The organism is Kutzneria sp. NPDC052558 (genome assembly GCF_044547355.1).
Classification (GTDB): Bacteria; Actinomycetota; Actinomycetes; order Mycobacteriales; family Pseudonocardiaceae; genus Kutzneria.
Map to the genome: position 1 here is coordinate 107,460 of NZ_JBIUAG010000026.1, position 23,623 is coordinate 131,082.

The window sequence follows — 23,623 nt, forward strand, 5'->3', positions numbered from 1 at the left end:
CTCCATGGACTAGACGGTCTAGTCCAATAACCATAGACTAGTGAGTCCAAACTGAACAAGGGGACACTGGTGCACATGTCAGTCGAGACCTTGCCGGCCAAGCGGCAGTCCGTGGTGCGGGCGGCGGCCCAGGTGTTCGTCCGCGAAGGCTTCGTGGGCGCGAGTGTGGACGTGATCGCGGCCGAGGCCGGCGTGTCCAAGCAGACGATCTACAACTACTACCGGGACAAGGAGAACCTGTTCCTCTCGGTGATCGACGCCATGCTGCTGCCGGTCGCCGAGCAGTTCCTGGCCGTGCTGGACGAGATCCTGCTGGACGAGGCCGACCTCGCCGCCGGGCTGGTGCGACTGGGCCGGGAGTGGACGGCGCTGCTGGCCCGCGAGGACCTGGCCGCGCTGCGGCGGCTGATCGTCGGCGAGGCCACCCGCTACCCCCAGCTGCTGGCCGCGTGGCAGAACGCCGGCCCCGGGCTGGCCCAGCCCAAGCTCACCGCCCACCTCACCCGGCTGGCCGCCCGGGGCGTGCTGGCCGTGCCCGACCCCGAGCGCGCCGCCAACCAGCTCACCTCCCTGCTGATCGGCGAGGTGCAGACCATGTCCCTGTTCGGCGCGGTCGACGTGCCGGCCCGTCGGGTCGAGGAGATCGTGACCAGCGGGGTGCAGGTGTTCCTCAGGGCCTACAAGGCCGCTGACTGAACACTGAAAGCCCAGGTCACCCCGCTTTGACGGGAATCAGGTCGCTGGACGACGGTTAGAGGCATGCGCACAGTCGTCGTGGTGGGGGCCGGTCCCGTCGGCCTGATGCTGGCCTGTGAACTGGGCCTGGCCGGGGTGCGGCCGATCGTGCTGGAACGCCTTTCCCAGGCCACCGGCCAGTCCCGGGCCCTGGGCCTGCACTCGCGGACCGTCGAGGTGCTCGACCAGCGGGGCCTGCTCGACCGGTTCAGCGAGGGCGCGCCGGTGTGGCCCAAGGGGCACTTCGCCGGCATGCGGCTGCTCGAACTGGATCAGCTCGACGGCCGGCACACCTACGCCCTGATGGTGCCCCAGTCGCGAACCGAGGCGCTGCTGGAGGAGCGGGCCGTCGAGCTCGGCTCTGATCTTCGCCGTGGGCACGAGTTGCTTGGCCTGGACCAGGATTCCGGCGGCGTGCGGCTGACCGTCGCCGGTCCCGCCGGCGAGTACGAGCTCGCCGCCGACTACGTGGTCGGCTGCGACGGCGGCAGCAGCCGGGTCCGCAAGCTCGCCGGCATCGAGTTCCCCGGCAACTCCTCCACCCTCAACGCCGTGCTCGGCGACGTGCAGCTCGATCAGACGCCCACCGGCCCACACCTGAGCCGCTGCTCCGGCGGCGTGTTCGGCACCGTGCCGCTGGGCGGCGACCGCTACCGCATCGTCGCCGCCGAGTTCGTGCCGCCCACGGCCCATCGCGACGATCCGGTGACCTTGCAGGAGCTGATCGACACCACCCGTCGGGTCACCGGCCTGGACATCGAGGTCGGCGAGACGTACTGGCTGTCCCGGTTCGGCAACGCCACCCGGCAGGCGGCGAACTACCGCTCCGGGCGGGTGTTCCTGGCCGGCGACGCCGCCCACGTGCACTTCCCGGCTGGCGGCCAGGGCCTCAACACCGGTGTGCAGGACGCCGTCAACCTCGGGTGGAAGCTGGCCGCCGTCATCCGCGGCGAGGCGTCACCGTCCTTGTTGGACACTTACCACGCCGAGCGGCACCCCGTGGCCAAGCGGGTCTGCCACAACACCCAGGCCCAGCTGGCCCTGATGAACCCCAGCCCCTCCGTCGACCCGCTGCGCGACCTGTTCGCCGAGCTGCTGGCCTTCCGCGAGGTCAACAAGTTCATCTCCGAGATGATCACCGGCCTGGACGTGCGCTACCCCATGCCCGGCGGCGGCGAGCATTCCCTGCTGGGCACCCGCCTGCCCGACTGGCCCCTGCTCGTCGACGGCGCCGAGGTCGGGGCGATGCGCCTTTTGCACGCCGGCCAAGGCTTCCTGCTCGACCTCACCGGCGGCCGCCGGACCCCGGAGCTGCTCGACGCCGCCGGCGGCCGGGTCCGCGTCGTCACCGCCACCGCCGCCGAGCCCGGCCGCCCCGAGGCTCTGCTGGTCCGCCCCGACGGCTATGTGGCCTGGATCGACGGCGACCTGGAAGCCGCGTTGCAGGCCTGGTTCGGCGTGCCACGACCGGCCATGGCGAGCTGATCGACCGAGCCCGGCATCCGTCAACCGGTTGATGTGGCGGCGGGCGGTCACGGCCCAGGCTGGCGGGCGTGAGAATGACACTGCTCGCCGTAGCGCTGCTGGCCGCCCTCGTGCCGGTAGCGCCCGCACAGGCCCATGCGGCCGTGGTGGATTGTGGTTCGCTGGCCGGGCATGCCCCCGTGACCTCGGCCCAGGTCGTGACGGATTCGGTGCTGCACAAGGACTATTGCGACGTGCAGGGCGTCATCGCGCCGCAGGAGCACTTCGAGGTCAAGCTTCCGGTCACCGGCTGGCAGGGGCGCTACCTACAGGAGGGGTGCAGCGGGTTCTGCGGCGCGGTGCCGGCGATGAGCCCGCCCCTGACCATCTCCGGCCTGTCCTGCCAACAGGAATGGGACGGGTCGCTGGTCGTGGCCGCCGACGACGAGGGGCACAGCTCCTCGGATCCGGACTGGGCCACGGATCCGGCGGCCCGCCAGGTCTTCGGCCGCACCTCGGAGCACAGCCTGGCCGTCACCGCCAAGGTCCTGATCACCCGCTACTACGGCCGCCCGCCAACCTATTCCTACTACGACGGCTGTTCCACCGGCGGCCGCGAGGCCCTGGTCGAGGCCCAGCGCTACCCCGCCGATTTCGACGGCATCATCGCCGGTGCGCCGGCCGGCAACGAGGCTCCGCTGGCCCTGTTCCAGGCGTGGCTGGCCCGTAGCAACACCGACCGCAACGGCCACCAGATCCTCACCGCCGAGAAGCTCCCGGCCCTGCACCAGGCCGTGACCGCCCAGTGCGGCGGCGACCCTCGCCAGTGCGGTTTCGACCCCGCATCCCTACGCTGCCCCACCGGCGCCGCCACCGCCAACTGCCTCACCGACGCCCAAATCACCGCCGTGCGGGCGTTCTATCGCGGCCCCACCGACGAACACGGCCGCAACCTCTTCAACGGCGGCGAACCGTACGGATCCGAACTGGCCTGGCTCGGCGAGATGGTCCAACCCGCCGCCGACGCCGCCGCCCCCGGCGACACACTCGCCGCCACCATCGCCCTCGACTACTTCAAGCACATGGCCTTCTCCCCGAGCCCGCCGGCCACCTTCACGCTCGCCGACATCCCCTTCACCGACGCCGAGTTCGCGGCCCTCGACCGGGTCGGACGCAGCACCTACAACGCCAACGACCCCGACCTTCGGGCCTTCCAGGCCCATGGCGGCAAGCTCATCCTGTGGCACGGCTGGGCCGACCAGTCGATTCCGCCTTTCTCCACATTGGACTATTACGCCGCCGTGGAGCGCATCACCGCCAGCTCCGCCTTCTCCCGCCTCTACATGCTTCCGTCCACCTATCACTGCCTGTTCGCCCCCGACGGCTCCTCGTACACGGCCGTCGACTTCATGACCCCGTTGCTGGCCTGGGTCGAACACGGCGCCGCCCCCGGCTCTGTCCCGGCCGGCATCGGCGGCACCACCGTCACCGTGCCGCCCACCGACGCCCTCAAGCCCGTGACGAATGCTCAGGGATTGAACAGCAACTATGACTATGTCGGCCACTACGGGCGGTAGATAATGGACCGGTGGCCAGGATCGAGCCGGCGAACGGCGAGGGCGAAGTCGCGGACCGCATCCGTCAGCGGCGCGGCGGTGACCTGACGCCGCTGGACGACATGTTGTTGCACAGCCCGGCATTCGCCGACGGCTGGAACAGCCTGCTGGGCGCGGTGCGGGGATCTTCGACGCTGCCGCCGGATGTGCGGGAGCTGGTCGTGCTACGTATCGCCGAGCTGAACGGCGCCGACTACGAGTGGCAGGCCCACGAGCCGGCGGCCCGCAAGGCCGGAGTGTCCGTTGGCCAGCTGGCGGCCCTGCGCCGGGGCGGCGACCTGTCCGAACTGGACGATCGGCAACGGGCCGCCCTGGCGTACGCCGACGCGATGACCGAGCAGGTCACCGTCTCGTCCGAGGTTTTCGCGGCGCTCGGCTCCCACTTCACCGACCAGCAGATCGTCGAGCTCACGGGCACCGTGGCCGCCTACAACATGGTGTCGCGGTTCCTGGTGGCCTTGGAGATCGGCAAGCCATGAGCGAGGGTCTGCTGTATGTGCTGGCCGATCCCGGCCCGGTCCCCGAACCGGAGTTCCATGACTGGTACGACAACGACCACGCCCCCGCCCGTCTCCAGGTGCCCGGCATCCGCGCCGGCTACCGCTACCGCGCCATCGACGGCGACCGCCCTCCGTGGCTCGCCTACTACGAGCTGGACACCGCAGCCTTGACAAGCCCCGCCTACCAACGTCTCCGCCATCGCAGCCCCCGAGAGCAGGCCATCGTTGACCGCCTCGCCACCCTCGACCGCCGCGTCTACGACCTGGTCGACGACCAGGGCACCCAACCCCAGCCCCTTCCATCGTGGTGTCGGTAGGCCTGACCACCACTGACGAAGGTGCGCTGGACGACTGGTATCGCACCGAGCACATCCCTCTCCTGCACCGCATTCCCGGCTGGTTCCGCACCCGCCGCTACCGCCTCACTTCCGGCGCCGGCCCCGCTTTGCTGGCCCTGCACGAGATCTCCGACCTCACCCTGTTCACCACCCTGGAGTACCGCGAGGCCACAACCACCGACCGGCGGGCCGCCGTGATGCAGCACGTGACCCGCCGCGAACGCCGGCTGTTCGCCTTCCACAGGGCCGTCACGACGTAGCTCTTCAAGCGGAAGCCCCACGTCCGTCGCCCCCAACCGTGAACTCCGGCAGCCCGTTGCTGATCTTCACCTCCCACCCGCTATGATGAATCAGCCTGTGACAGGCGCTGCACAGCAACACCAGATTGTCCAGGCTGGTCGGCCCCCCGTCAGCCCAGTGGACCACGTGATGCGCCTGGCATTGCCGGGGTTTCCTTCCACATCCCGGGAACGCGCACCCGCCGTCTCGGATGATCAGCGCTTTCCGTATCGCGTTGGGGATTGTCCGTGATGTTCGCCCGATGTCCAGGACTTCGGACTTGGCCCCCAGCACCACCCGCAGGATCTTGCTGTCGCACGCGATCCGTCGTACCGAGGCGGCGTTGAGCGGCCCCAGGTTCTCCACATTGGCGGTGCCCTTCTGCTCCTGGAAGTCCTTGAAGGACATCGTCAGGTTCAGGTGCGGCTTCTCGCCACCCTCGTCGGGCAGTTGGTCGCTGCCCAGGGCGATGTCGACGATCTCGGCGAAGGCGTCGCCTTGGCGCTGAGGGGTGGTGCGGGTGTCGTTGGCCGAGGTGGGCTTGGACTTCGACGCGATGGCCGCTTCCAGCATCGCCCCGGTCTCCAGGTCCAGGTGGCCCCGGATGTCGAAGGACCCGTCGGGTCGGCGGGTGATGTAGAGCTCCCGCGTGGGCCGGGCCAACTCCGGGTCGTCGGGGGCTTTGCCGTCCTGGTCAAGCAGCAGCAGGATCCGCTTGGCGATGTCGCTGAAGTCCACGGTGTCGAACTGCGGCGCGTTCTCCACCAACGCCGCCTCGACATCGTCGCGATCCGCCTCCGGCGCCGCGCTCAGAGTGGTGTCGATGATGTTCAGGTGCTGCTTGCTCAGCACCGCCACATTCGCCACGTCCCGAACCGCGTCGCGCCCGAACAGTTCGGCGAACCGCACTAGGTCCCGGGCCTCGCCCCGAGTGATCTTCCACGCCACGGTCAGCGACGCGACCAGCGCCTTGCGGTCATCCTTGGTCCGGCTGGTGCGGTTCCATTGTTCCCGCACCACCGCGATCTCCCGCAGGTAGTCGTTCTTGCGTCGCTCCTCGATCAGCACACCGATCTCGCCCAGCGCCCCGTCACCCAGTCGCCACCATTCGGCGTCGACCGGCATATCCAGGTTCACTGACATACCCTCATCTTACCACAATTCACCACCCAATTCCCTTTGCCAGCCAACGGTTACCTCTTCGTTCCCCACCTGAAGAACCCTTCAGGAAAGCGCTTTCCATCCCCAAAAACTCGCCCACCCTGCCAAACGGCAAGCACACCACGAAAGCCAGACCCCTCCCACGTCCCAAGCCCTCTGTAAACCACACCACCCACCCACCTCACACCGCGCCACGGACCCCATCCACCCACCCAATCCGCGACAACCCACCCGACGAACCCCACCCACCCCCCTCAAACGGCAACCACACCACAAAAGCCAGACCCCTCCCACGTCCCAAGCCCTCTGTAAACCACACCACCCACCCACCCACCTCACGCCGCGCCACGGCCCCCACCCCCCACCCGACCCGCGACAGCCACCCTTGGCGGGCCAGAGCAGTAGTGCCCGAGAGAGAGAAGACCTGCCCCAGCAAAGAACAGCAGCAGCAGCGACAGCCCGGCGCCCTACTGCCGCAATCCCGCCAGCAGCCGCGCCCCGTTCTCCTGCCGAACAGCCGCCGCCAGAGACTCCGGGACCTGATCGAGAAATGCGAGCGGCCGCTCCATGAACGGATAGTCCGTCCCCAACACGATCCGATCCTCCCCGACCACCGCGGCCAGCGCCTGGAGCAACCCGGCGTCGAACACCAGCGGATCGAACCACACCCGGCGCGCATAGTCGGAAACGGACTCAGCCAACAACTCCTGCGCCGCCGAGGACCGCTCGCGGAAGTATTCCATCCGCGGCAGCATCGTCACCAGGGATCCTCCCCCGTGACTGGCCAAAACCTGGAGCCGGGGGAACCGGGCCAGCACGCCGTTGGCGATCAAGCCGCCGATCGCTCGGCCGATGCTGTTGGGGAACAGTACCCCGTTGGCCAGGCCTGGATCGCTGAACGACGCGATCTCCGCGCCGCCGACGGCGTGCACGAACACCAGCAGCCGCAACCGTTCGGCCTCGGCGAAGAAGTCTATCCACTGTGGACTTTCCATGGGCACGGCCGGGATCTCGACCCCGGCCAGTCCCAGTTCGGCGACCTCGGACAACACGGCGGCCGCCACCACCGGCTCCTGCGCCGGCACCAGCCCCAAGCCCACGAAGAACCCGCCGTGGTTGGCGACCGTCGCCGCCAACCAGACATTGAACGCGCGTACGTATTCCAGCGCGTCCGGCGGCGGGGCCCACAACGCGAACAGCTCCGGCATCGCCGACAACAGTTGGCCCGAGACCCCAGCCTTGGTCAACTGTTCTCGCCGCTCGGCCAGGTCCCACGCCACCTGCCGCACCCGCCGGAACAACCGCCCCGACACGATCACCTCGCCGCCGGGCTCCAGCCGGGCCCATCGCGCGTCGGATTTCCGCAGCCGTGCGGAGAACGGCGTCGCCGCCGGCACCACATGGCTGTGCAGGTCGAGCACGCTCACCACACCTCCCCGGCAAAACCCAGCCTCCTCAACACATCCTCGCTGACCTCCAGCCCCGTCCGGCGCTGCGCGGCCGCCAGGTCCGAACGCCACTGGCCGGGCGCCCGAACATCCTCGCCCGACGCCACGACCTGCTCGATCAAGGCGTCGACACCCGCCGCGACGGTGGACGCCACCGCGATGAACAGGTGGGCACAGTTGTTCGGCGCAGCGGGGCGTCGAACGAAGCTGCTGACGTCGGACCCGAAACCGCCACCCGTCAGCACGCCGGTCAGAACGTCGATCATCAACGCGAGGGCGAATCCCTTGGCGCCGCCGATAGGCATCAGGGTGCCGGCCAACGCGCGAGCCGGATCCGTTGTCTCCACCCCGGAATCATCGAGCGCCCACCCATCGGGCACCGCAGCGCCGTCCCGCAACGCGGAGCGGATCTTGGCCACGGACCCGACGCTCGAGGCGAGATCGGCGACAACGGCACGACCGGTCGAGTCGGCGGCGGCAATTGAAATGGGGTTGGTGCCGACAACCGCCCGACACCCACCGGGCGCGGCCATGACCGGAGTGCTGTTGGCCAGCACGATCCCCACCAGCCCGGCCTCGGCCAACCGGACCGACCACGTGCTGGCAGCCCCGAAATGCCCGGCATTCCGCACGCCGACGGCGGCGATCCCGGTCCGACGCGCGCGGATGGCCGCCTGCTTGACCGCATAAGCGCTGGTGAGATGCCCGAGCCCGTTCCGCCCGTCCAGAATCACCAACGCACCCGTGTCGGCCACCACCGAAGGCTCGACCAAGCACGAAATGCCACCCGCCTTCAATCCGTCCAAATAGGACGGTAGCATCGCCACCCCATGGGACCGCAGCCCCCGAAGGTCGGCGTCGAGCACCAGCCCTGCCGCCGTGTGCGCGGCCGGAGCCGAAATCCCGGCCCCCGCCAGCAATCCGGCGCAGTGGTCTCGCAGCTCGGCGAAGTGCACCCTCACGGTTGGGGGTACTCGGCGGCGTTGATGACCCAACCCTTGTCCGAGAAATCCTTGCGGGGCGGGGAGAAGATGTCCAGCAGCTGGTTGCGGCGCAGGCCGCAGGCCTCGCTGGTGTGCAGGACCGGCGGCGGGATCACCACCACCGACGGCGATCCGACCAGCACGTGCTGGTCCGGCCGCCACGACGCCTTGTCCTTGCCCATCGGCGTGCGCAGGTGGTGGATGAACTCTCCCTCCACGGCCAGCGAGATCTGCTCGAAGTCCGGGTGGTCGTGCGGCGACAGGGCGGTGGTGTCCCGCGGCCCGTCGTAGTGGTAGAGGAAGTTCACCATCGTGGCCCGGTTGCGGAAGAGCCGCCCGAACCGCGCGGGATCCCGTTCGATGTCGGCGATGCCGCGGTAGACCCGCAGCCGGTAGCCATCCGGGGGCTCGGGCCAGTTCTCCAGCAGCGTCACCCGCGGATGGGGATCCACATAGGACCGGGCGTTGCGGGCGCGGGCGGCGATGCCGGCCGTCGGCGGGAACAGCCGCACGAAGTCGGTGTCGGCCGGCGTCGACACGCAGCTGCGCCCGGGTGGCACGATCACCACTGCCTTGCCCGCGACCCGTTCGCTCTTGCCGCCGGCCTCGACCTCGACCACCGACGTGTCGTGCGGCAGGACGACGACGTACTCCTCCTCCTGCTCGGTGCGGAAGACGTCGCCGGCCAGAGCCGTGGTGTAGGCCAGGATCGTGTTCTGCGACCGCACGATCCACGACTGGGAGCCCAGACCGCTCTCCTCGTCCGGGACCAGCACGGAGAAGTCGAACACCTCGGGCTCGGCGATCGCCTCAGAGCTGCCGGAGACCTGAGAAGTGGGCAGGGTGGAACGGGGGTCCTTCGCGTCGTACACGGCTTCCTCCGGTAGTCAGTCCAGGCCGATGAGGAACGACGGGTTGGTCACCGTCATCTGGCGCAGGTCGGCCTCGGGCAGCCCGAGCTCCAGCAGCAGCGCCCCGACCCGGGTGAACGCGTCGACCGGCATCGGCCGGCCGAGCTGCCCCAGGTCGGAGGCCAGCACGGTGTGCTCGGGCCCGATCGCCCGGATCCACTCCAGCAGCAGCGCCGGGTCCCATTTCTTGTTGCCGTACGGGTCGTACTGGCCGACCTCGTGCTCCACGAACGCTCCGAGCTCGACGAACGTGCGGCAGCGGGCCGGGTCGGCGTCGATGACGAAGTTGGGGTGGCTGATCACGAACCGCCGCACGCCGCGGGCCCGGCCGAGCGTGAACACGTCCTCGATCTCGTCCGGGGCCATGTGCCCGGCCGACAGCAGCACATCGTTCTCCACGATCAGGTCGAGGATCTCGTGCACCTCGTCGCGCAGCCTGCCGTCCTCGCCCCGGACCTCGACGATGCCCGAGGGCAGGTCGAAGCTGGCGGTCGGGAACCCGCCGCCCTCCGGGTGGGCCTCGACGTGCCGCCGGGAGGAGAAGGTCGGGAACCACACGGCCCGGCCGCCCATCCGCAGGCTCATCGCCACCGCGTACGGGTTGAGCCCGCCGACCTGGGAGTTGAGCGCGATACCGCCGAACACCCTGGTCTTCACGTCGGCCAGTTGGTCCTTCATCGACAGCAGGTCCATCACGGTGTTGTGGTGGTGGGACTTCACCAGCATCGCCGCCATGTTGAGCCGGGACCCGTCGCGCGCGCCCTCCACGTGGTCGAACTCGCGGGGAAACGGATTCGGCCCGGAGTGGCAGTGCAGGTCGACGAGGCCGTCGAGCACGGCCACCACGTCGTGTTCCGGCATCTGAACGCCCCCTTGCGTGCAGTGACGTATCACAGAGCAGACTGGATGTTCACCAGACGACCTGTCAAGGCATCGTTACCTGTCGAAAGCGGTAGACTCTGCCCCCTGTTGCCGGGAAATCTCCGCGCGTATGCTGACCTGCCGATGCGTATCGTGAACTCTCAGTTCATAGGATGAACGTCATGCCGACTCACGACTACTCGCGCAGCGCCGCCGACGCAGTCGCGGACATCCCCGACGGGGCCGTGCTGGCCGTCGGCGGGTTCGGCATCTGCGGCACGCCGCTGGAACTGCTGGACGCGTTGCTGGACAACGGTTCCCGCGACCTGCACGTGGTGGCCAACAACTGCGGGATCGACGGTCTCGGGCTGGGCCGGCTGCTGGAGGCCGGCCGCCTGCGCAAGGTCACCTGCTCCTACATCGGCCGCAACCGCGAGTTCGCCCGCCAGGTCCTCGCCGGCAGCGTCGAGATAGACCTTGTCCCCCAAGGCACTCTGGCCGAACGCATGCGCGCTGGCGGCGCCGGAATCGGCGCCTTCTACACCCCGACCGGGGCCGGCACACCGGTGGCCGACGGTGGACTTCCCCGCCGCTACGGGCCGGACGGCGTGCCGGTGGAGGTCACCGCGCCCAAGGAGGTCCGGACCATCGACGGTCGCCCGCACGTCCTGGAGTACGCCATCAAGGCCGACTTCGGCCTCGTGCATGCCCACCAAGGCGACCGCGCCGGCAACCTCGCGTATCGGCTGACCGCCCGGAACTTCAATCCCTGCGCGGCGATGTGCGCCGCCGTGACCATCGCCGAGGTCGAGCGCATGCTGGACGAGCTGGATCCCGACGCCGTGCACACCCCTGCCGCGTACGTGCATCGCGTCGTCTCGACCACCCGGCCGGACAAGCCGTTCGAAGCGGTGGTCACCAGGGCGGTGGGCGATGCCGTGGACGCGTGAGGACATCGCCCGGCGCGCAGTCGCAGAGCTCCCCTCGCGCGGCTACGTGAACCTGGGCATCGGCTTGCCGACGCTGGTGGCCGGTTTCCTCCCGCCCGCGCGCGAAACCGTGCTGCACAGCGAAAACGGGATCCTCGGCGTCGGGCCGTACCCGCTGCCCGGACAGGAGGATCCGGACCTGGTCAACGCGGGCAAGGAGACGATCACCGCCACCGCCGGGGCCGCCTGCTTCGACTCGGCCACGTCGTTCGCGATGATCCGCTCGGGCCGGATCGACGTCGCCGTGCTCGGCGCCATGCAGGTGGCCGGCAACGGCGACCTGGCCAACTGGACGGTGCCGGGCGCGCTCGTCCGGGGCATGGGCGGCGCGATGGACCTCGCCGCCGGCGCGGCCCGGGTCGTGGTCCTGTGCACGCACACCGACAAGCACGGCGCGCCCAAGCTGCTCGACCGCTGCACGCTGCCGTTGACCGCGCCGGGCGTGGTCCATCGCGTGATCACCGAGCTCGGTGTGCTCGACCCGGCCGGCGACCGGTTCCGGCTGGTCGAGACCGCGCCCGGGGTGACGGTGGACGAGATCCGGCGCGCCACCGGCGCCACCGTTGTGTCCACATGAGACAGAGAGGATCCCCGATGCGGTTGAACCTGCGCCGGAACGGCACGCCGGAGACGGGCAAACTGGGCACCTGGGTCAAGCTCGGCGCGCTGGAGTCGGTCGAGATCATGGCCTACGCCGGCTTCGACTTCGTGGTCATCGACATGGAGCACGCGCCGCTGTCCCTGCCGGACGTCTACACCCAGATCGTCACCGCGCTGGCCAACGACATCGCTCCCCTGGTCCGCGTGCCCGACCACGGCGGGTCGACGATCCAGCGGGTGCTCGACGCCGGGGCCGCCGGCATTCTCGCGCCCCACGTCGACACGGTCGAGCAGGCCCGAAAGGTCGCGGCCGCCACCCGGTTTCCGCCCACGGGCGCCCGCGGCTCGGGCGGCACCAGCCGGGCCGCACGGTGGGGCCTGCTCCCCCGGGCGGAGTATCTGCGCGTGGGCAACGAGGACGTGCTGTGCATCGCCCAGCTGGAAAGCGCCCTTGCGATCGACAACGTGTCGGAAATCCTTGCCGTGCCGGGGATCGACGGGGCGTTCGTGGGCGCGGCCGACCTGGCGCTGGAGACCGGCCTGGCCGCCGGCAGCCTGGAACTCGCTGCCCTGTGCGAGAAGGCCCGCGATGCCGCGCACGCCCTGGACGCGCCGATCGGTTGGGCCGTCGGCAGCAATCCCCAGGCCGCCCGCCGGGCCTACGATCGCGGCTTCGACTTCGTGGTGGCGGGCAACGACTTGTCCATGCTGGCCGAGACCGCCACCGGACTCGTCGCCGAGACCCGGGCCCCGGGCTGAGGTCAGGCCGACGGCGCCGCGCCGCCCAGTTCCGCGGTGATCTCGGCGGCCGCGCCGAGCAGGGCCCGCAGCTCGCTGGAGGTCGGCTCGGTCGACAGCACCTCACGGGTGGACATCACGGCCAGGGCCGCGCACAGCCCGTGCGCGTCGAAGATCGGGGCGGCGAGAATGGCGATGCCCCGGGGGTTGATGTGCGCGGCGTGCCCGGCCTCCCGGGTGGCCGCCGCACGGGCGGCCAGCCGCTCCCGGTCGCGGTCGGGCAGGTTGGCCTGCAATCGGTCGAGGTAGAGCTGATCGGGGTGGTAGGCAAGGAAAACGCTGGCCTGGGCGGTCTCGATGGACAGGTGCGTGCCGACCCGGACCGTCACGATCACGTCCCGCTGCGTCTCCTCCTCGACCGCCGACACCACCGGGCCGGTGGTGCCCCACAGGCTCAGCACCGCGGTGGCCCCGGTCGAGGCGGACAGGGTCTTCATGTGCCGGGGCGCGATCGCCAGCACGTCCCGCCGGCTCAGCGCGAACGCGCCCAGCTCCAGCAGGATCGCGCCCGGCGTGAACTCGCCGCTCTCCGTGCGCTCCAACAGGTTCGCGGCGGCCAGCGACATGCAGTAGCGGTAGGCCGTGGTGCGGTTCAGCGACAGCTGGGCCGCGACCGCGGCCGGGGTCAGCTTCGGCTGCGTCGGCCGGAACAGCCCGAGGATCTGCGCGACCCGGTTGACCGCCCGGATGTCGGTGCCCGCGCCGACCTCGGCGACCTCGGCGGACTCGCTCCTGATGCTCACTGTGCCGACCTCTCTCCCGGATGCGACCATCCTACTCGCGATTCATCATACGAACATTATGTTCGTTCAACGACATCCGGGGATCGGGGCGGCCTTGCCCCGGCCGACCACCAGACGGTCAGAGCAAGGCCTCCAACCAGCTATTATAGCGTATTTCGAAGCGGAATAGGACTTCCTGACGCTATCGACAGTCACGGGTTCGAGGCCTTGACAGGTCGTCAGATGAACGCGCAGTCTGCTCAGCGACACACGAGCGGCGAGGGTGCCGATCAGCGCAGGCCTTTCGCCCGCGACCGCGCCCGGCGCCGCCGGGATCCGTCCGGTCAGCGTCGAAAGGCGAGCCCATGGCACGGCCCCACACCACCACCCGAATCCTCGTCGGCGCCGTCGGCGAGTTCGCCGACGGCGACCGCCGGCTGGTCCGGCACGGCGCCCGGGTCATCGGCGTGTTCCGCGTCGACGACGAGTTCCGGGCCTACGACAACAACTGCCTGCACCAGGGCGGCCCGGTCTGCGAGGGCCGCTACTTCCCCCGGCTGCGGGCGATCACCACGCCCGACGGCCGGATCACCGGGGAGATGCACGACGAGTCCGAGCCGCACCTGGTCTGTCCCTGGCACGGCTGGGAGTACGACCTGCGCACCGGCGAGTTCTGCGGCGACCGGCGACGGCGGCTGCGCGACTACCCGGTCGAGATCGAGGAGGGTCAGGTCTATGTCATCGCCGACTGAGCAGGTGTCCCTGGCCGAGGTCCAGCGGCTGATGGAACGGGCCGTCGCGGCCTACAGCCGGCTGACCGACGACGGCGCGGCCGGGCCGATCCTCCACAATGGACACAACATCACCGCCACCGACGCGGTCCGCGCGGCCAGCGCCCTGCTGTCGGCGGTCAACCTGGAAGTCTTCGAGCTCGCCCTCTGGCAGAGCTGGGGCGGCTACGCCCCCACCGACCACCACCTCGGGGGCCCGAATGCGTGAGCTCTACGACCGCGGCCACGTCCAGATCCAGAACCTGCTGGCCAACGCCCGCCGCCAGGCCGACGAGCGGGCCTACCACGACTTCCCCATCGTGGACGTGGACTCGCACCACTACGAGGACCGCCGCTGGGGCGAGATCCTGCCGTTCATCGAGGACGACCAGATCCGGGACTGGGTGCTGTCCATGACCCGGCGGGCCGGCCGCGGCGCGACGATCACCTCGTCCCAGATCGGCAACCAGGAGGTGGCCGGACGGATCCTGCGCAGCGGCCACCAGATCTCCGACGCCGCCGAGTCGGCGGCGCGCAAGGACCACCACCCGGACATGGCCCGGATGCTGTGGGCGATGGACATGATGAGCATCGACTACACGGTCATGTTCCCGACGCCGATGCTGCACCTGTCCCTGCACCCGGCGCACGAGGTCGAGGTGGCGCTGGCCCGGGCGTACACGAAGTGGCTGACCACCCAGCTGCTGCCCCAGGACGACCGGGTCAAGACCTTCGTGTACCTGCCGTTCAACGATCCGGCCGAGAGCCTGAAGTTCGTGCACGAGTTCGCCGACACCCCGGGCGTGCTCGGCTTCATGGTCACCAGCGTGCGCTACCGGCCGGTGCACGCCAACGAGTACGCGCCGGTCTACGCGGCGATCCAGGAGACCGGCAAGACGCTGGCCTTCCACGCCGGCTACAACTGGCACGACCAGAGCCTGTCCCAGCTCAACAAGTTCATCTCCGCGCACGCGCTGGGCTTCACCGTCACCAACATGATCCACCTGACCAACATGATCGTGAACGCGATCCCCGAGCGCTTCCCCCGCCTCAAACTCATGTGGCTGGAGTCGGGCGTGGCCTGGATCCCGTTCATGATGCAGCGCCTGGACAACGAGTACCTGATGCGCACCTCGGAGTGCCCCGGCCTGACCAAGCTGCCCAGCGACTACATGCGGGACATGCACTTCTCCACCCAGCCCATGGAGCAGACCGGCACCAACGCGCACATGCTGGAAGCCACCTTCGACCTGATCGACGCCGAGAACACGCTGATCTACACCTCGGACTACCCGCACTGGGACTTCGACACCCCGAGCGTGATCTACGACCTGCCGTTCCTGAGCGAGAAGGCCAAGCGCAGCATCCTGGGCGGCAACGCCTGCCGCCTGTTCGGCCTGTCCCCCGAGAAGCGGGCCCCGAAGTCGGCCGAGGAAGCCGGTCTGGACCGGCACTTCCCGGCCGTCGAGGCCGAAGCCACCCTGAGCTGAGGCAGCCATGAGCGCACTCACCCTCACCGAGGCGTCCACCATCGTCGACGCCGCCCTGGCCGCGGCGGCCGAGCTGGGCTGCGGCCCGATGACCGTGGCCGTGCTGGACGCCGGCGGCCACCTCACGGCGTTCAAACGCGGCGACGGATCCGGCATCATGCGGCCCCAGGTGGCCATGTCCAAGGCCTGGGCCTGCCTGGGCATGGGCCAGGGCGGCCGGGTGCTGAGCGAGCGGTCGCGGGCCAATCCGCCGTTCTTCGCGGCACTCGGCCAGATCAGCGACGGGCGGTTCGTGCCCGCGGTCGGCGGCGTGCTGATCCGGGACGGCGACGGCCGGGTCGTCGGCGCCGTCGGGGTCACCGGCGACCGACCCGATCGCGACGAGGCGTGCGCGGTGGCGGCCATCGAGAAGGCCGGCCTGCGCGCGGACACCGGCACCACGTAGCCCCGGTATCCGTATCGAGAAATGGCGCTGCACCATGATAAGAACCGACGAAGCCTCTTACCTGGCAGCCGCATCCGAACCCGTCACCCGGCCGGGCCTGTGGACCCGCAGCCGTGCCCTGCGCCGATTCACCTTGGTGCTGCTGGCCCTGTGCTGTTGGCAGGCCGCCGCGCTCCTGATCCACAACGACGTCTTCCCCACCGTGCCGGCATTTCTGGCCGCCGCCGCGCAGGACCTGCCCACCGCCCAGCTGTGGCAGTCGGTCGGCGCGACGCTGGCCGGCTGGTCGCTGGGGCTGCTGGTCGCGGCGGTGATCGCGGTGCCGGCCGGGCTGCTCATCGGCCTGTCGACCACGCTGGACGTCGCCACCCGGATCTCGATCTCGTTCCTCCAGGCGATCCCGTCGATCGTGCTGCTGCCGCTGACCGTGCTCGTGCTCGGCGCGACGTTGCCGATGAAGGTCGTGCTGGTGGCGATCGCCGCCACCTGGCCGCTGCTCATGCACGCCATCTACGGCGTGCGCGAGGTCGACCACGTGGCCAAGGAAACCGCCCACAGCTACCACCTCGGCCGACATCTGCGGGCGCTGTTCCTCTACCTGCCCAGTGCGGGGGCGTTTGTGGCGACCGGGCTGCGGATCTCGGCAACGATCGGCCTCATGGTCGGCATCGCCGCGGAAGTTCTGTCCAGCACTCCGGGCATCGGGGAGCAGATTCTGCTCCGGGGCTCCAACGGCGCCGACCCCGCTTCGGCCTTTGTCTACTTCGTGGCCGCCGCCCTGCTGGGCATGACCATCTCCGTGGTGTTCCGGCGGATCGAGCGGGCGGCGCTGTTCTGGCACCCCAGCCAGCGCAACCGGCGGGAGGCCTGAGCGATGGCGATCCGTCGGACACTGGAGTTCGCGGTGCCGGTGGCCCTGCTGGCCGGCTGGTGGTTCCTGGGTGAGCTCGGGGTCCACTCCTTCTACTTCCCGCCGCTGCGGGAGATCTGGGCCTCGTTCCAGCAGACCTGGCTGTTCGCCCGGGTCGGCTCGGACGTGGTGCCCACGCTGTCGGCGATCGCGCTGGGCTACGCGGCGTCGGTTTTCGTCGGCATCGCCGTCGGCGTGGCGCTGGGCCTGCTGCCCCGGGTCAACGAGTTCCTGACGCCGCTGTTCGACTTCTTCCGCGCCCTGCCGTCCAGCGCGGCCGTGCCGATCATGATCGTGCTGCTCGGCGTGGGCATGCCGATGAAGATCGCGGTGGTGATGTTCTCGGCGCTGTGGACCATCATCCTCAACACCAGCGACGCGGTCGGCAGCGTGGATCCGGTCGCGCGGGAGACCAGCCTGAGCTACCACCTGCGGCCGAGTGACCGGCTGCTGCGGGTGGTGCTGCCCAGCGCCGGCCCGCAGATCGTCGCCGGCATGCGGGTGGCGCTCAACCAGAGCATCATCCTGGTGATCATCTCCGAGATCATCGTGTCCTCCGCGGGCATCGGCTACTTCATCGAGAACGCCCAGTGGACCTTCGACATCACCGGGATGTGGTCGGGTCTGCTGCTGATCGGCGTCCTCGGGTTCGCGCTGACCAAGCTCTTCCAGCTGTTCGAACGCCGGGTGCTGGCCTGGCACCGGGGACTGCACAGGAAGGCCCAATCATGAGCGAGACCGCCGGCGTGCTGGACCGCGCCACCAGACCGGGCCGCCGGCCGAAGATCAGCGTCGATGGGCTGGCCAAGCACTACACCGTGGGCGGCGCCGTGCACCAGGTGCTCGGCGACGTCACCCTGAGCGTCGGGGAGAACGAGTTCGTCTCCATCGTCGGGCACTCCGGCGCCGGCAAGACCACCCTGCTCAAGTGCATCTCCGGCCTGGAAACCCCCAGCGGCGGCCGGATCCTCATCGACGGGGAGGCGATCAGCGGGCCGCCGAAGCGGCTGGCCCTGATCTTCCAGGACTACGGGCGGTCGCTGTTCCCGTGGCTGAAGGTGCTGAGCAACGTCACCCTCCCGCTGCGGGCCCGGCCGGACATCGGCCGCGCCGAGCGGCGGTCCATCGCCATGGCCGCACTCACCGCGGTCGGCCTTGCCGACGCCACCGACCATTATCCGTGGCAGCTTTCCGGTGGCATGCAACAACGTGTGGCCATCGCCCGGGCCATCGCGTGCGAGCCCGAGGTGCTGGTGATGGACGAGCCGTTCGCCTCGGTCGACGCGCAAACCCGGTCCGACCTGGAGGATCTGGTCCTCGAACTGCGTCAACGCTATGCCATGACGGCGATCCTGGTCACCCACGACGTCGACGAGTCGGTCTACATGTCCGACCGGGTGGCGGTGTTGGACGGGCGGCCGACCGGGGTCAGCCAGATCATCGACGTCGGCCTGCCGGCCGACCGGGACCAGCTGACGACCAAGTCGCTGCCGGAGTTCGTCGCGCTGCGGGCCCGTGTCCTGCAAGCCGTGCGTGGCAAGGGGGTTGAGAATGCGTAAGGCGATCGTGCTGGCCGCCTTGGCCTTACTGGTCACGGCCTGCGGCAGTGCACCGACCACCACTGCCGAAGGACTGACCGTGCTGCGGGTCGGGGTGAGCGCCGCCGCCGGCACCTCCACGCCGATCTACCTGGCCATCGCCCGCAACGTGTTCCGCAAGCTCGGCCTGGACGTGCAGCTGGTGCCCTCCACCGAGGGCACGGTCGTGGTGCCGCAGCTGATGAACGGGCAGCTCCAGTTCTCCATGGCCAGCTTCGGGCCGTTCGTCAGCGCCGTGCAGCAGAACCTGCCGATCCGCATGGTCGCCGCGATCAACCGCAGCCACGCCGACAACAGCCAGTACTCGGCGATCATCGTGCCCGCCGACAGCAAGGCCACCGATCTGAGCCAGGTCAAGGTGTTCGCCTCGCAGGAAGCCCAGCGCGATCCCCTCGACCAGCTGGCCTTCGCCAAGATGAACGGCGACTACGCCGGCGCGCGCATCGTGGCCGTGCCGCTGGGGTCGGTCGGCGACACGGTGGCCAGCCACTCCGCCGACGCCGGCCGCCTGTTCCAGCCGTTCCTCCGGCAGGCCCTCGACAAGGGCGGCGTGAAGGTGCTCCGCTACCTCAACCCGCCGTACACGCTGGCCAACATCCCGACCACCGTGCTCGAGGCCAACACCGGCTACCTCAACCAGAATCCCGACATCGCCCGCCGGTTCACCGAGGGCGTGCACGAGGCGCTCACCTACGCGCGCGACCATCTGACCGAGGTCGCCGCCTACGCCCCGAAGACCGGGCTCACCACCAAGCCGATCGACATGGCGGCGATGCCCGACTACGAGCCGACCGGCATCGACCGGGCCAAAATCGACGAGCTGCTCGGCCTGTACGAGAGCGAGGGCTACCTCAACCGCAAGCTCGCCTCGGCCGACGTGACCTGGGCCCCGCCCGCCGGCAGCTGACGCGTTTTCCCTCCCGAGCAAAGGAACTGGGCAGCATGACCTACCTTCAGGAGATCCAGCGCATCCCGACCTCGGGCGCGCGCGGGGTCGAGACCTTCACCGTCGGCGGCGCCGCCTATCTCGCGGTGCCCCAGCTGGCCTACGACGCGCCCGGCACCCCGGCCGGCATGAACGGGGGCGACTCCAACACCGACATCCTGCTGTTCAAACACGACGGTGACCAGTTCACCGCAGCCGGGCGGCTGCCGGGCACCGGCGGCGAGGACGTCGAGTACTTCGAGATCGACGGCGCCCCGTACGTGGCCTGCGCCTGCATCCGGATGGGCAGCGGTCCCTACAACTTCAACGTCGGCCAGCCGATCTACCAGTGGAACGGCGAGGCCTGGGAACCGTTCCAGACCATTCTCGGCTACGCCGCCAAGCAGTGGCGGCACTTCACCATCGACGGCGCCCACTTCCTCGCCCTGGCCCAGAACCGGCCGGGCGACCGGGACGTGCCCTCGGCGGTGTTCCGCTGGAACGGCACGGAGTTCGAGCACCTCCAGGACATCCCGTCCCGCGGCGGCTACAACTTCCACGCCTTCCAGATCGACGGCACGACCTATCTGGCCCACGCCGACCACGCGCTGCCGAGCCAGCTGTTCCGGTGGGACGGCGAGAAGTTCGTGGAGCACCAGGACCTGATGCCGTTGGGCGGCCGGGCCTTCGCCACGTTCAGCCGGGACGGCCAGCACTACATGGCCATCGCCAACATCCGCTTCGACTCCGTGCTGCTGCGCTGGGACGGCTCGAAGTTCGCCGAACACGCCGTGCTGCCCGGCGGCAAGGGCGGTCGCGAACTGCACCTCGTCGACACCGACGAGGGATTGTTCCTGGTGCGCGCCAACTTCATCACCGGCGGCCTCCAGGACCCGCACCCGCTGCTGAAGTCCCCGCTGTACAAGTTCACCGGGGACACCTTCGAGATCGTCGACGAGTTCGACACCTCGGGCGGCACCGACGTCGCCGAGTTCACCGCCCCGGACGGCAGCCGGCGGCTGGCCGTGTCCAACGGCCTCAACGGGGATCTCGGCTTCGCCGCGGAGTCGGTGATCTACCGGTTCGCCCCGGAGGGAGACCTGTGACCGAGCGTGCGAGGACGCCATTCAGCGCAGTGACCCGGGTCGCAGACCCGCCGAGCGCCAGCGAGGGGGGACTGTGACCGCCGTCCAGGAGAATCCGGAGATGGTCCGGCTGTTCCGGGCCTACACCAATCCGCTGGCCCCGGCCCGGGACAGCACCGGGGACCACCTCACCCGATCGTCCTATGAGGACAATCTGGGCCATCCGCTGCTGGTGGCCACCGGCACCCATCTCGCACTGTTCCCGGGCAACGGGGCTCTGCCCACGGTCAACGGTTTTCGGCACACCACCGTGGGATTCAAGGAACTGGCCGGCATCTCCCACCTCGGACCGGCCATCGCCAGCCTGGTCGGGCTGGAGCACGTGGGCCGGCGCGAGCAGTGGCAGGCCGACGCGCGGCGGCTGCTGGACGACATCACCACGGTCCGGTCGGCCAACACCGTGCAGCTGTGGCGGGACGCGATCAGCGCGCCGTCCTTCGTCGGCCGTGAGGAGAAGATCACGGCGATGGTCGACTACGCGTGTTCGATCACCGCGCGGTTCCTGGAGCGCGCCCTGGCCGAGGACGGGTACCTGACCGCGCAGAACCTGCGGTACGACCTCATCCAGGGACACCCCGACGGCCGGCTGCCGGTCGACTTCGGCCGGGTCATGATCGCAACCTTCGCCTTGGTGGGCACCAACAACTCGGCCCGGCTCATCCGCTGGTTCGACGGGCTCGACGTAGACTGGTCCACAGCCCTGGTGATGTTCGTCGGGCGGCAGGGCCGGCCCACCGCCGGCGTCACCAAGAGCACCAACAGCCTGGCCCGCATCATCCAGCTGGCCTCCCGCGGCCGGCTGGACGACGACCGGCTGTTCATCGCCCCGCACGCGCCCGAGTTCGCCGCGCCCGAGGGCGGGGACGTCAGCCAGGTGGCCGCGCTGGAGGACCCGCTGCGGTGGATGCTGGCCCGGGTCATGGCCTCGGTGTCGCTGGCGTCGGTGATGTACGACGGCTATCCCCGGTTCGAGCCGCCGTCCAACTACGGGCCCGATGTCGACGAGCGCACGTCCACGGTCACCGAGATGCCGCGGATCAAGTCCCCGGACGACTGGCCGGCGATGATCACCCGGCTGCGGCTGGCGTTGGAGGATCCCCGCCAGCTGCTGGCCAGCGGCGTCACCGACTACATGGCCGAGCAGCTCATCGCCAACGGCAACGACCCGGCCACAGTGATCATCCCGGGCCTGGACAACGTGGACTATCCGTTGGGAGACCGATGAACTTCACCCCGGACGCCGGGTGGCTCCCGTTCCACCCTGCTCCGTCCAAACCGGACTTCCGGCTGCCCCCGGGCACGGTCGACGCCCACTGCCACGTCTTCGGCCCGGGGGCGCGGTTCCCTTACGCCACCGAGCGGAAGTACACGCCGTGCGACGCCGGCAAGGAGGATCTGTTCGCCCTGCGGGACTTCCTCGGAGCCGACCGGAACGTGCTGGTGCAGGCCACCTGCCATGGGGCCGACAACTCGGCGATGGTCGACGCGTTGCAGGCCGCCGGTGACCGGGCTCGGGGCATCGCCATGATCCGCCCGGACGTGAGCGACGGCGAGCTGGCCGACCTGCACGCCGCCGGGGTTCGCGGCATCAGGCTGAACTTCGTGCGCCGGCTGGTCGATCCCAAACCCGACGAGCACTATCACCGCCTGATCGACCGGATCGCGCCGCTGGGCTGGCACATCGTCGTGTACTTCGAGGCTGCCGACCTGGTGGAGCGGTGGAAACTGCTCAGCTCGCTGCCCACGACGGTTGTCGTCGATCACATGGGCCGCCCGGATGTCACCAGACCCCTTGACTTCGAACGGTTTCTGCGGCTTCTTCGGGAGAACGAGCAGTACTGGGTCAAGGTCACCTGCCCGGAGCGGCTGACCGTGGCCGGTCCCCCGTACGACGATGTCGTGCCCTTCGGGCGGGCACTGGTGGCCGAGTTCCCCGACCGTGTGCTGTGGGGAACCGACTGGCCGCATCCCAACATGCGCAGTCACATGCCGGACGACGGTCAGCTGGTCGACTTCGTTCCCCGCATCGCGCCTAGTCCTGATTTGCAGCAGAAGTTGTTGGTGGACAACCCTAGTCGCTTGTACTGGGGACGCGGGTGACGGCCAGGTAGGCGACGACGGCCGTCATGAGCGCGGCCAACACCGCGCTCACCGGTCCCCCGCCCAGCCCGAGGCCGCCGACATCGGCCGGCTTGCCCAGCCAGTCCGCGATCGACGCGCCCAGCGGGCGGGTCAGCACGTAGGCGAACCAGAAGCAGAAGATCGGGTTCCACCAGCGCCGGCCGACCGCAGGGATCGTGATCACCGCGGCGAACAGCACGATCGACCAGAAGTAGCCCAGGTGCAGGGTCATCGCCGTGAGATCGCCGACCGCCGTGCCCAGCGCGAAGGTCGCGACCACCGCCGCCCAGTAGAACACCTCCCGGCGAGGCCGGTCGACGCTGTGGATCGACAGCGTCCGCTCGACCCGGAACCACAGCACATAGACCCCCGCCAGCACGATTCCGTACAGCAGCGCCGAAACCGGATACGGCACCCCGAACCCGACATGCAGCACGTCCGCCGCCATCGTGCCGAACACGCCCACCATCGCCACCGCGAACCAGTAGGCCCACGGGTTGTAACGCCGCATCGCGAACTGCACCGCCAGCGCCACCGCGAACGCCACAAACCCCAGCAGCACAGCCGGAATCGGCGACATCGCCGTCACCAGGTAGTCCGACATCGACTCCCCCAGCGCCGTGGACAGCCCCTTGGCGATCCAGAAGTAGGCGGTGATCTCGGGTACCCGCAGCGCACGGGTGTCGCCAGGCAGGCGGAGGTTGATCGGCACGGCCGCGATCATGCCAGATCCTTCTACATGGTTGTAGTAGCTGTTCCTGTCAATATCCTGTCGAGTCGTTCGGGTCTCGCTTTTCGGTTCTGCCGCGCCTCT

At 69.4% G+C, this 23,623-nt stretch carries 27 protein-coding genes; 20 read left to right on the forward strand and 7 right to left on the reverse strand.

Features of this window, described 5'->3' with window-relative positions; all coding sequences use genetic code 11:
- Positions 1-75: 75 nt before the first annotated feature.
- From ACIG5F_RS36010 to ACIG5F_RS36035, 6 genes are all read left to right on the forward strand, one after another.
- Positions 76-696, forward strand: coding sequence for a TetR/AcrR family transcriptional regulator (locus ACIG5F_RS36010; RefSeq protein WP_396524454.1), 621 nt, complete (start codon positions 76-78; stop codon positions 694-696).
- 63 nt (positions 697-759) lie between these two features.
- Positions 760-2,220 carry an FAD-dependent monooxygenase gene (locus ACIG5F_RS36015; protein ID WP_396524455.1) on the forward strand — a complete coding sequence of 487 codons (1,461 nt, stop codon included), beginning with the start codon at positions 760-762 and terminating at the stop codon, positions 2,218-2,220.
- A gap of 74 nt (positions 2,221-2,294) precedes the next feature.
- The gene (locus tag ACIG5F_RS36020; protein WP_396524493.1) at positions 2,295-3,776 is read left to right on the forward strand and encodes a tannase/feruloyl esterase family alpha/beta hydrolase; all 1,482 of its coding nucleotides are present in this window, start codon (positions 2,295-2,297) and stop codon (positions 3,774-3,776) included.
- Between the two features lie 11 nt (positions 3,777-3,787).
- Positions 3,788-4,294: a carboxymuconolactone decarboxylase family protein gene (locus ACIG5F_RS36025; protein WP_396524456.1), complete on the forward strand. Its 507-nt coding sequence runs from the start codon at positions 3,788-3,790 to the stop codon at positions 4,292-4,294.
- Positions 4,291-4,632, forward strand: a complete 342-nt coding sequence (locus ACIG5F_RS36030) for a hypothetical protein (RefSeq protein ID WP_396524457.1) — start codon at positions 4,291-4,293, stop codon at positions 4,630-4,632. Before ACIG5F_RS36025 ends, ACIG5F_RS36030 begins: the two co-directional genes overlap by 4 nt.
- The gene (locus tag ACIG5F_RS36035; RefSeq protein WP_396524458.1) at positions 4,620-4,913 is read left to right on the forward strand and encodes a hypothetical protein; all 294 of its coding nucleotides are present in this window, start codon (positions 4,620-4,622) and stop codon (positions 4,911-4,913) included. The genes ACIG5F_RS36030 and ACIG5F_RS36035 overlap by 13 nt, the downstream gene beginning before the upstream one ends.
- A 4-nt stretch (positions 4,914-4,917) precedes the next feature.
- Here the strand turns inward: ACIG5F_RS36035 and ACIG5F_RS36040 are convergent, their stop codons facing one another.
- The 5 genes from ACIG5F_RS36040 to ACIG5F_RS36060 all read right to left on the reverse strand — a co-directional run bounded on the left by ACIG5F_RS36040 (position 4,918) and on the right by ACIG5F_RS36060 (position 10,296).
- Positions 4,918-6,075: a DUF222 domain-containing protein gene (locus ACIG5F_RS36040; RefSeq protein ID WP_396524459.1), complete on the reverse strand. Its 1,158-nt coding sequence runs from the start codon at positions 6,073-6,075 to the stop codon at positions 4,918-4,920.
- A gap of 485 nt (positions 6,076-6,560) precedes the next feature.
- Positions 6,561-7,520: an amidohydrolase family protein gene (locus ACIG5F_RS36045; RefSeq protein ID WP_396524460.1), complete on the reverse strand. Its 960-nt coding sequence runs from the start codon at positions 7,518-7,520 to the stop codon at positions 6,561-6,563.
- Entirely contained in the window at positions 7,517-8,503 is a 987-nt protein-coding gene (locus ACIG5F_RS36050; RefSeq protein WP_396524461.1) for an Ldh family oxidoreductase, read from the reverse strand. The genes ACIG5F_RS36045 and ACIG5F_RS36050 overlap by 4 nt, the downstream gene beginning before the upstream one ends.
- A complete protein-coding gene (locus tag ACIG5F_RS36055; protein WP_396524463.1) occupies positions 8,500-9,396 on the reverse strand; it encodes a hypothetical protein in 897 nt (298 codons plus the stop codon). Before ACIG5F_RS36055 ends, ACIG5F_RS36050 begins: the two co-directional genes overlap by 4 nt.
- A gap of 15 nt (positions 9,397-9,411) precedes the next feature.
- A complete protein-coding gene (locus tag ACIG5F_RS36060) occupies positions 9,412-10,296 on the reverse strand; it encodes a DUF6282 family protein (RefSeq protein ID WP_396524464.1) in 885 nt (294 codons plus the stop codon).
- A gap of 182 nt (positions 10,297-10,478) precedes the next feature.
- On the opposite strand from ACIG5F_RS36060, the gene ACIG5F_RS36065 reads away from it, so the two are divergent.
- The 3 genes from ACIG5F_RS36065 to ACIG5F_RS36075 are packed head-to-tail and all read left to right on the forward strand — an operon-like array spanning position 10,479 to position 12,644.
- Positions 10,479-11,246: a CoA transferase subunit A gene (locus ACIG5F_RS36065; RefSeq protein ID WP_396524465.1), complete on the forward strand. Its 768-nt coding sequence runs from the start codon at positions 10,479-10,481 to the stop codon at positions 11,244-11,246.
- A complete protein-coding gene (locus ACIG5F_RS36070; RefSeq protein WP_396524466.1) occupies positions 11,230-11,862 on the forward strand; it encodes a 3-oxoacid CoA-transferase subunit B in 633 nt (210 codons plus the stop codon). Before ACIG5F_RS36065 ends, ACIG5F_RS36070 begins: the two co-directional genes overlap by 17 nt.
- A 17-nt stretch (positions 11,863-11,879) precedes the next feature.
- Positions 11,880-12,644: an HpcH/HpaI aldolase/citrate lyase family protein gene (locus tag ACIG5F_RS36075; protein ID WP_396524467.1), complete on the forward strand. Its 765-nt coding sequence runs from the start codon at positions 11,880-11,882 to the stop codon at positions 12,642-12,644.
- 2 nt (positions 12,645-12,646) lie between these two features.
- On the opposite strand, the gene ACIG5F_RS36080 is transcribed toward ACIG5F_RS36075, so the two are convergent.
- Positions 12,647-13,426: an IclR family transcriptional regulator gene (locus tag ACIG5F_RS36080; RefSeq protein WP_396524468.1), complete on the reverse strand. Its 780-nt coding sequence runs from the start codon at positions 13,424-13,426 to the stop codon at positions 12,647-12,649.
- Between the two features lie 344 nt (positions 13,427-13,770).
- On the opposite strand from ACIG5F_RS36080, the gene ACIG5F_RS36085 reads away from it, so the two are divergent.
- The 11 genes from ACIG5F_RS36085 to ACIG5F_RS36135 all read left to right on the forward strand — a co-directional run bounded on the left by ACIG5F_RS36085 (position 13,771) and on the right by ACIG5F_RS36135 (position 22,788).
- Complete coding sequence (locus ACIG5F_RS36085; protein ID WP_396524470.1) at positions 13,771-14,157, forward strand: Rieske (2Fe-2S) protein; 387 nt, start codon at positions 13,771-13,773, stop codon at positions 14,155-14,157.
- Positions 14,141-14,404, forward strand: coding sequence for a hypothetical protein (locus ACIG5F_RS36090; protein ID WP_396524471.1), 264 nt, complete (start codon positions 14,141-14,143; stop codon positions 14,402-14,404). Before ACIG5F_RS36085 ends, ACIG5F_RS36090 begins: the two co-directional genes overlap by 17 nt.
- A complete protein-coding gene (locus ACIG5F_RS36095) occupies positions 14,397-15,665 on the forward strand; it encodes an amidohydrolase family protein (protein WP_396524472.1) in 1,269 nt (422 codons plus the stop codon). Before ACIG5F_RS36090 ends, ACIG5F_RS36095 begins: the two co-directional genes overlap by 8 nt.
- Before the next feature lie 7 nt (positions 15,666-15,672).
- Complete coding sequence (locus ACIG5F_RS36100) at positions 15,673-16,110, forward strand: heme-binding protein (RefSeq protein WP_396524473.1); 438 nt, start codon at positions 15,673-15,675, stop codon at positions 16,108-16,110.
- A gap of 34 nt (positions 16,111-16,144) precedes the next feature.
- Entirely contained in the window at positions 16,145-16,981 is an 837-nt protein-coding gene (locus ACIG5F_RS36105) for an ABC transporter permease (RefSeq protein WP_396524474.1), read from the forward strand.
- A 3-nt stretch (positions 16,982-16,984) separates the two neighbouring features.
- Positions 16,985-17,752, forward strand: coding sequence for an ABC transporter permease (locus tag ACIG5F_RS36110; RefSeq protein WP_396524475.1), 768 nt, complete (start codon positions 16,985-16,987; stop codon positions 17,750-17,752).
- Positions 17,749-18,579 carry an ABC transporter ATP-binding protein gene (locus ACIG5F_RS36115; RefSeq protein WP_396524476.1) on the forward strand — a complete coding sequence of 277 codons (831 nt, stop codon included), beginning with the start codon at positions 17,749-17,751 and terminating at the stop codon, positions 18,577-18,579. Before ACIG5F_RS36110 ends, ACIG5F_RS36115 begins: the two co-directional genes overlap by 4 nt.
- Positions 18,572-19,525: an ABC transporter substrate-binding protein gene (locus ACIG5F_RS36120; RefSeq protein WP_396524477.1), complete on the forward strand. Its 954-nt coding sequence runs from the start codon at positions 18,572-18,574 to the stop codon at positions 19,523-19,525. Before ACIG5F_RS36115 ends, ACIG5F_RS36120 begins: the two co-directional genes overlap by 8 nt.
- A gap of 35 nt (positions 19,526-19,560) precedes the next feature.
- Positions 19,561-20,649: a hypothetical protein gene (locus ACIG5F_RS36125; protein WP_396524478.1), complete on the forward strand. Its 1,089-nt coding sequence runs from the start codon at positions 19,561-19,563 to the stop codon at positions 20,647-20,649.
- A gap of 73 nt (positions 20,650-20,722) precedes the next feature.
- Positions 20,723-21,913, forward strand: a complete 1,191-nt coding sequence (locus ACIG5F_RS36130) for a DUF5624 domain-containing protein (protein ID WP_396524479.1) — start codon at positions 20,723-20,725, stop codon at positions 21,911-21,913.
- Positions 21,910-22,788: an amidohydrolase family protein gene (locus tag ACIG5F_RS36135; RefSeq protein WP_396524480.1), complete on the forward strand. Its 879-nt coding sequence runs from the start codon at positions 21,910-21,912 to the stop codon at positions 22,786-22,788. Before ACIG5F_RS36130 ends, ACIG5F_RS36135 begins: the two co-directional genes overlap by 4 nt.
- Here the strand turns inward: ACIG5F_RS36135 and ACIG5F_RS36140 are convergent.
- Entirely contained in the window at positions 22,760-23,533 is a 774-nt protein-coding gene (locus tag ACIG5F_RS36140) for a hypothetical protein (RefSeq protein WP_396524481.1), read from the reverse strand. The two genes, ACIG5F_RS36135 and ACIG5F_RS36140, sit on opposite strands and share 29 nt — an antisense overlap.
- Positions 23,534-23,623: the final 90 nt, after the last annotated feature.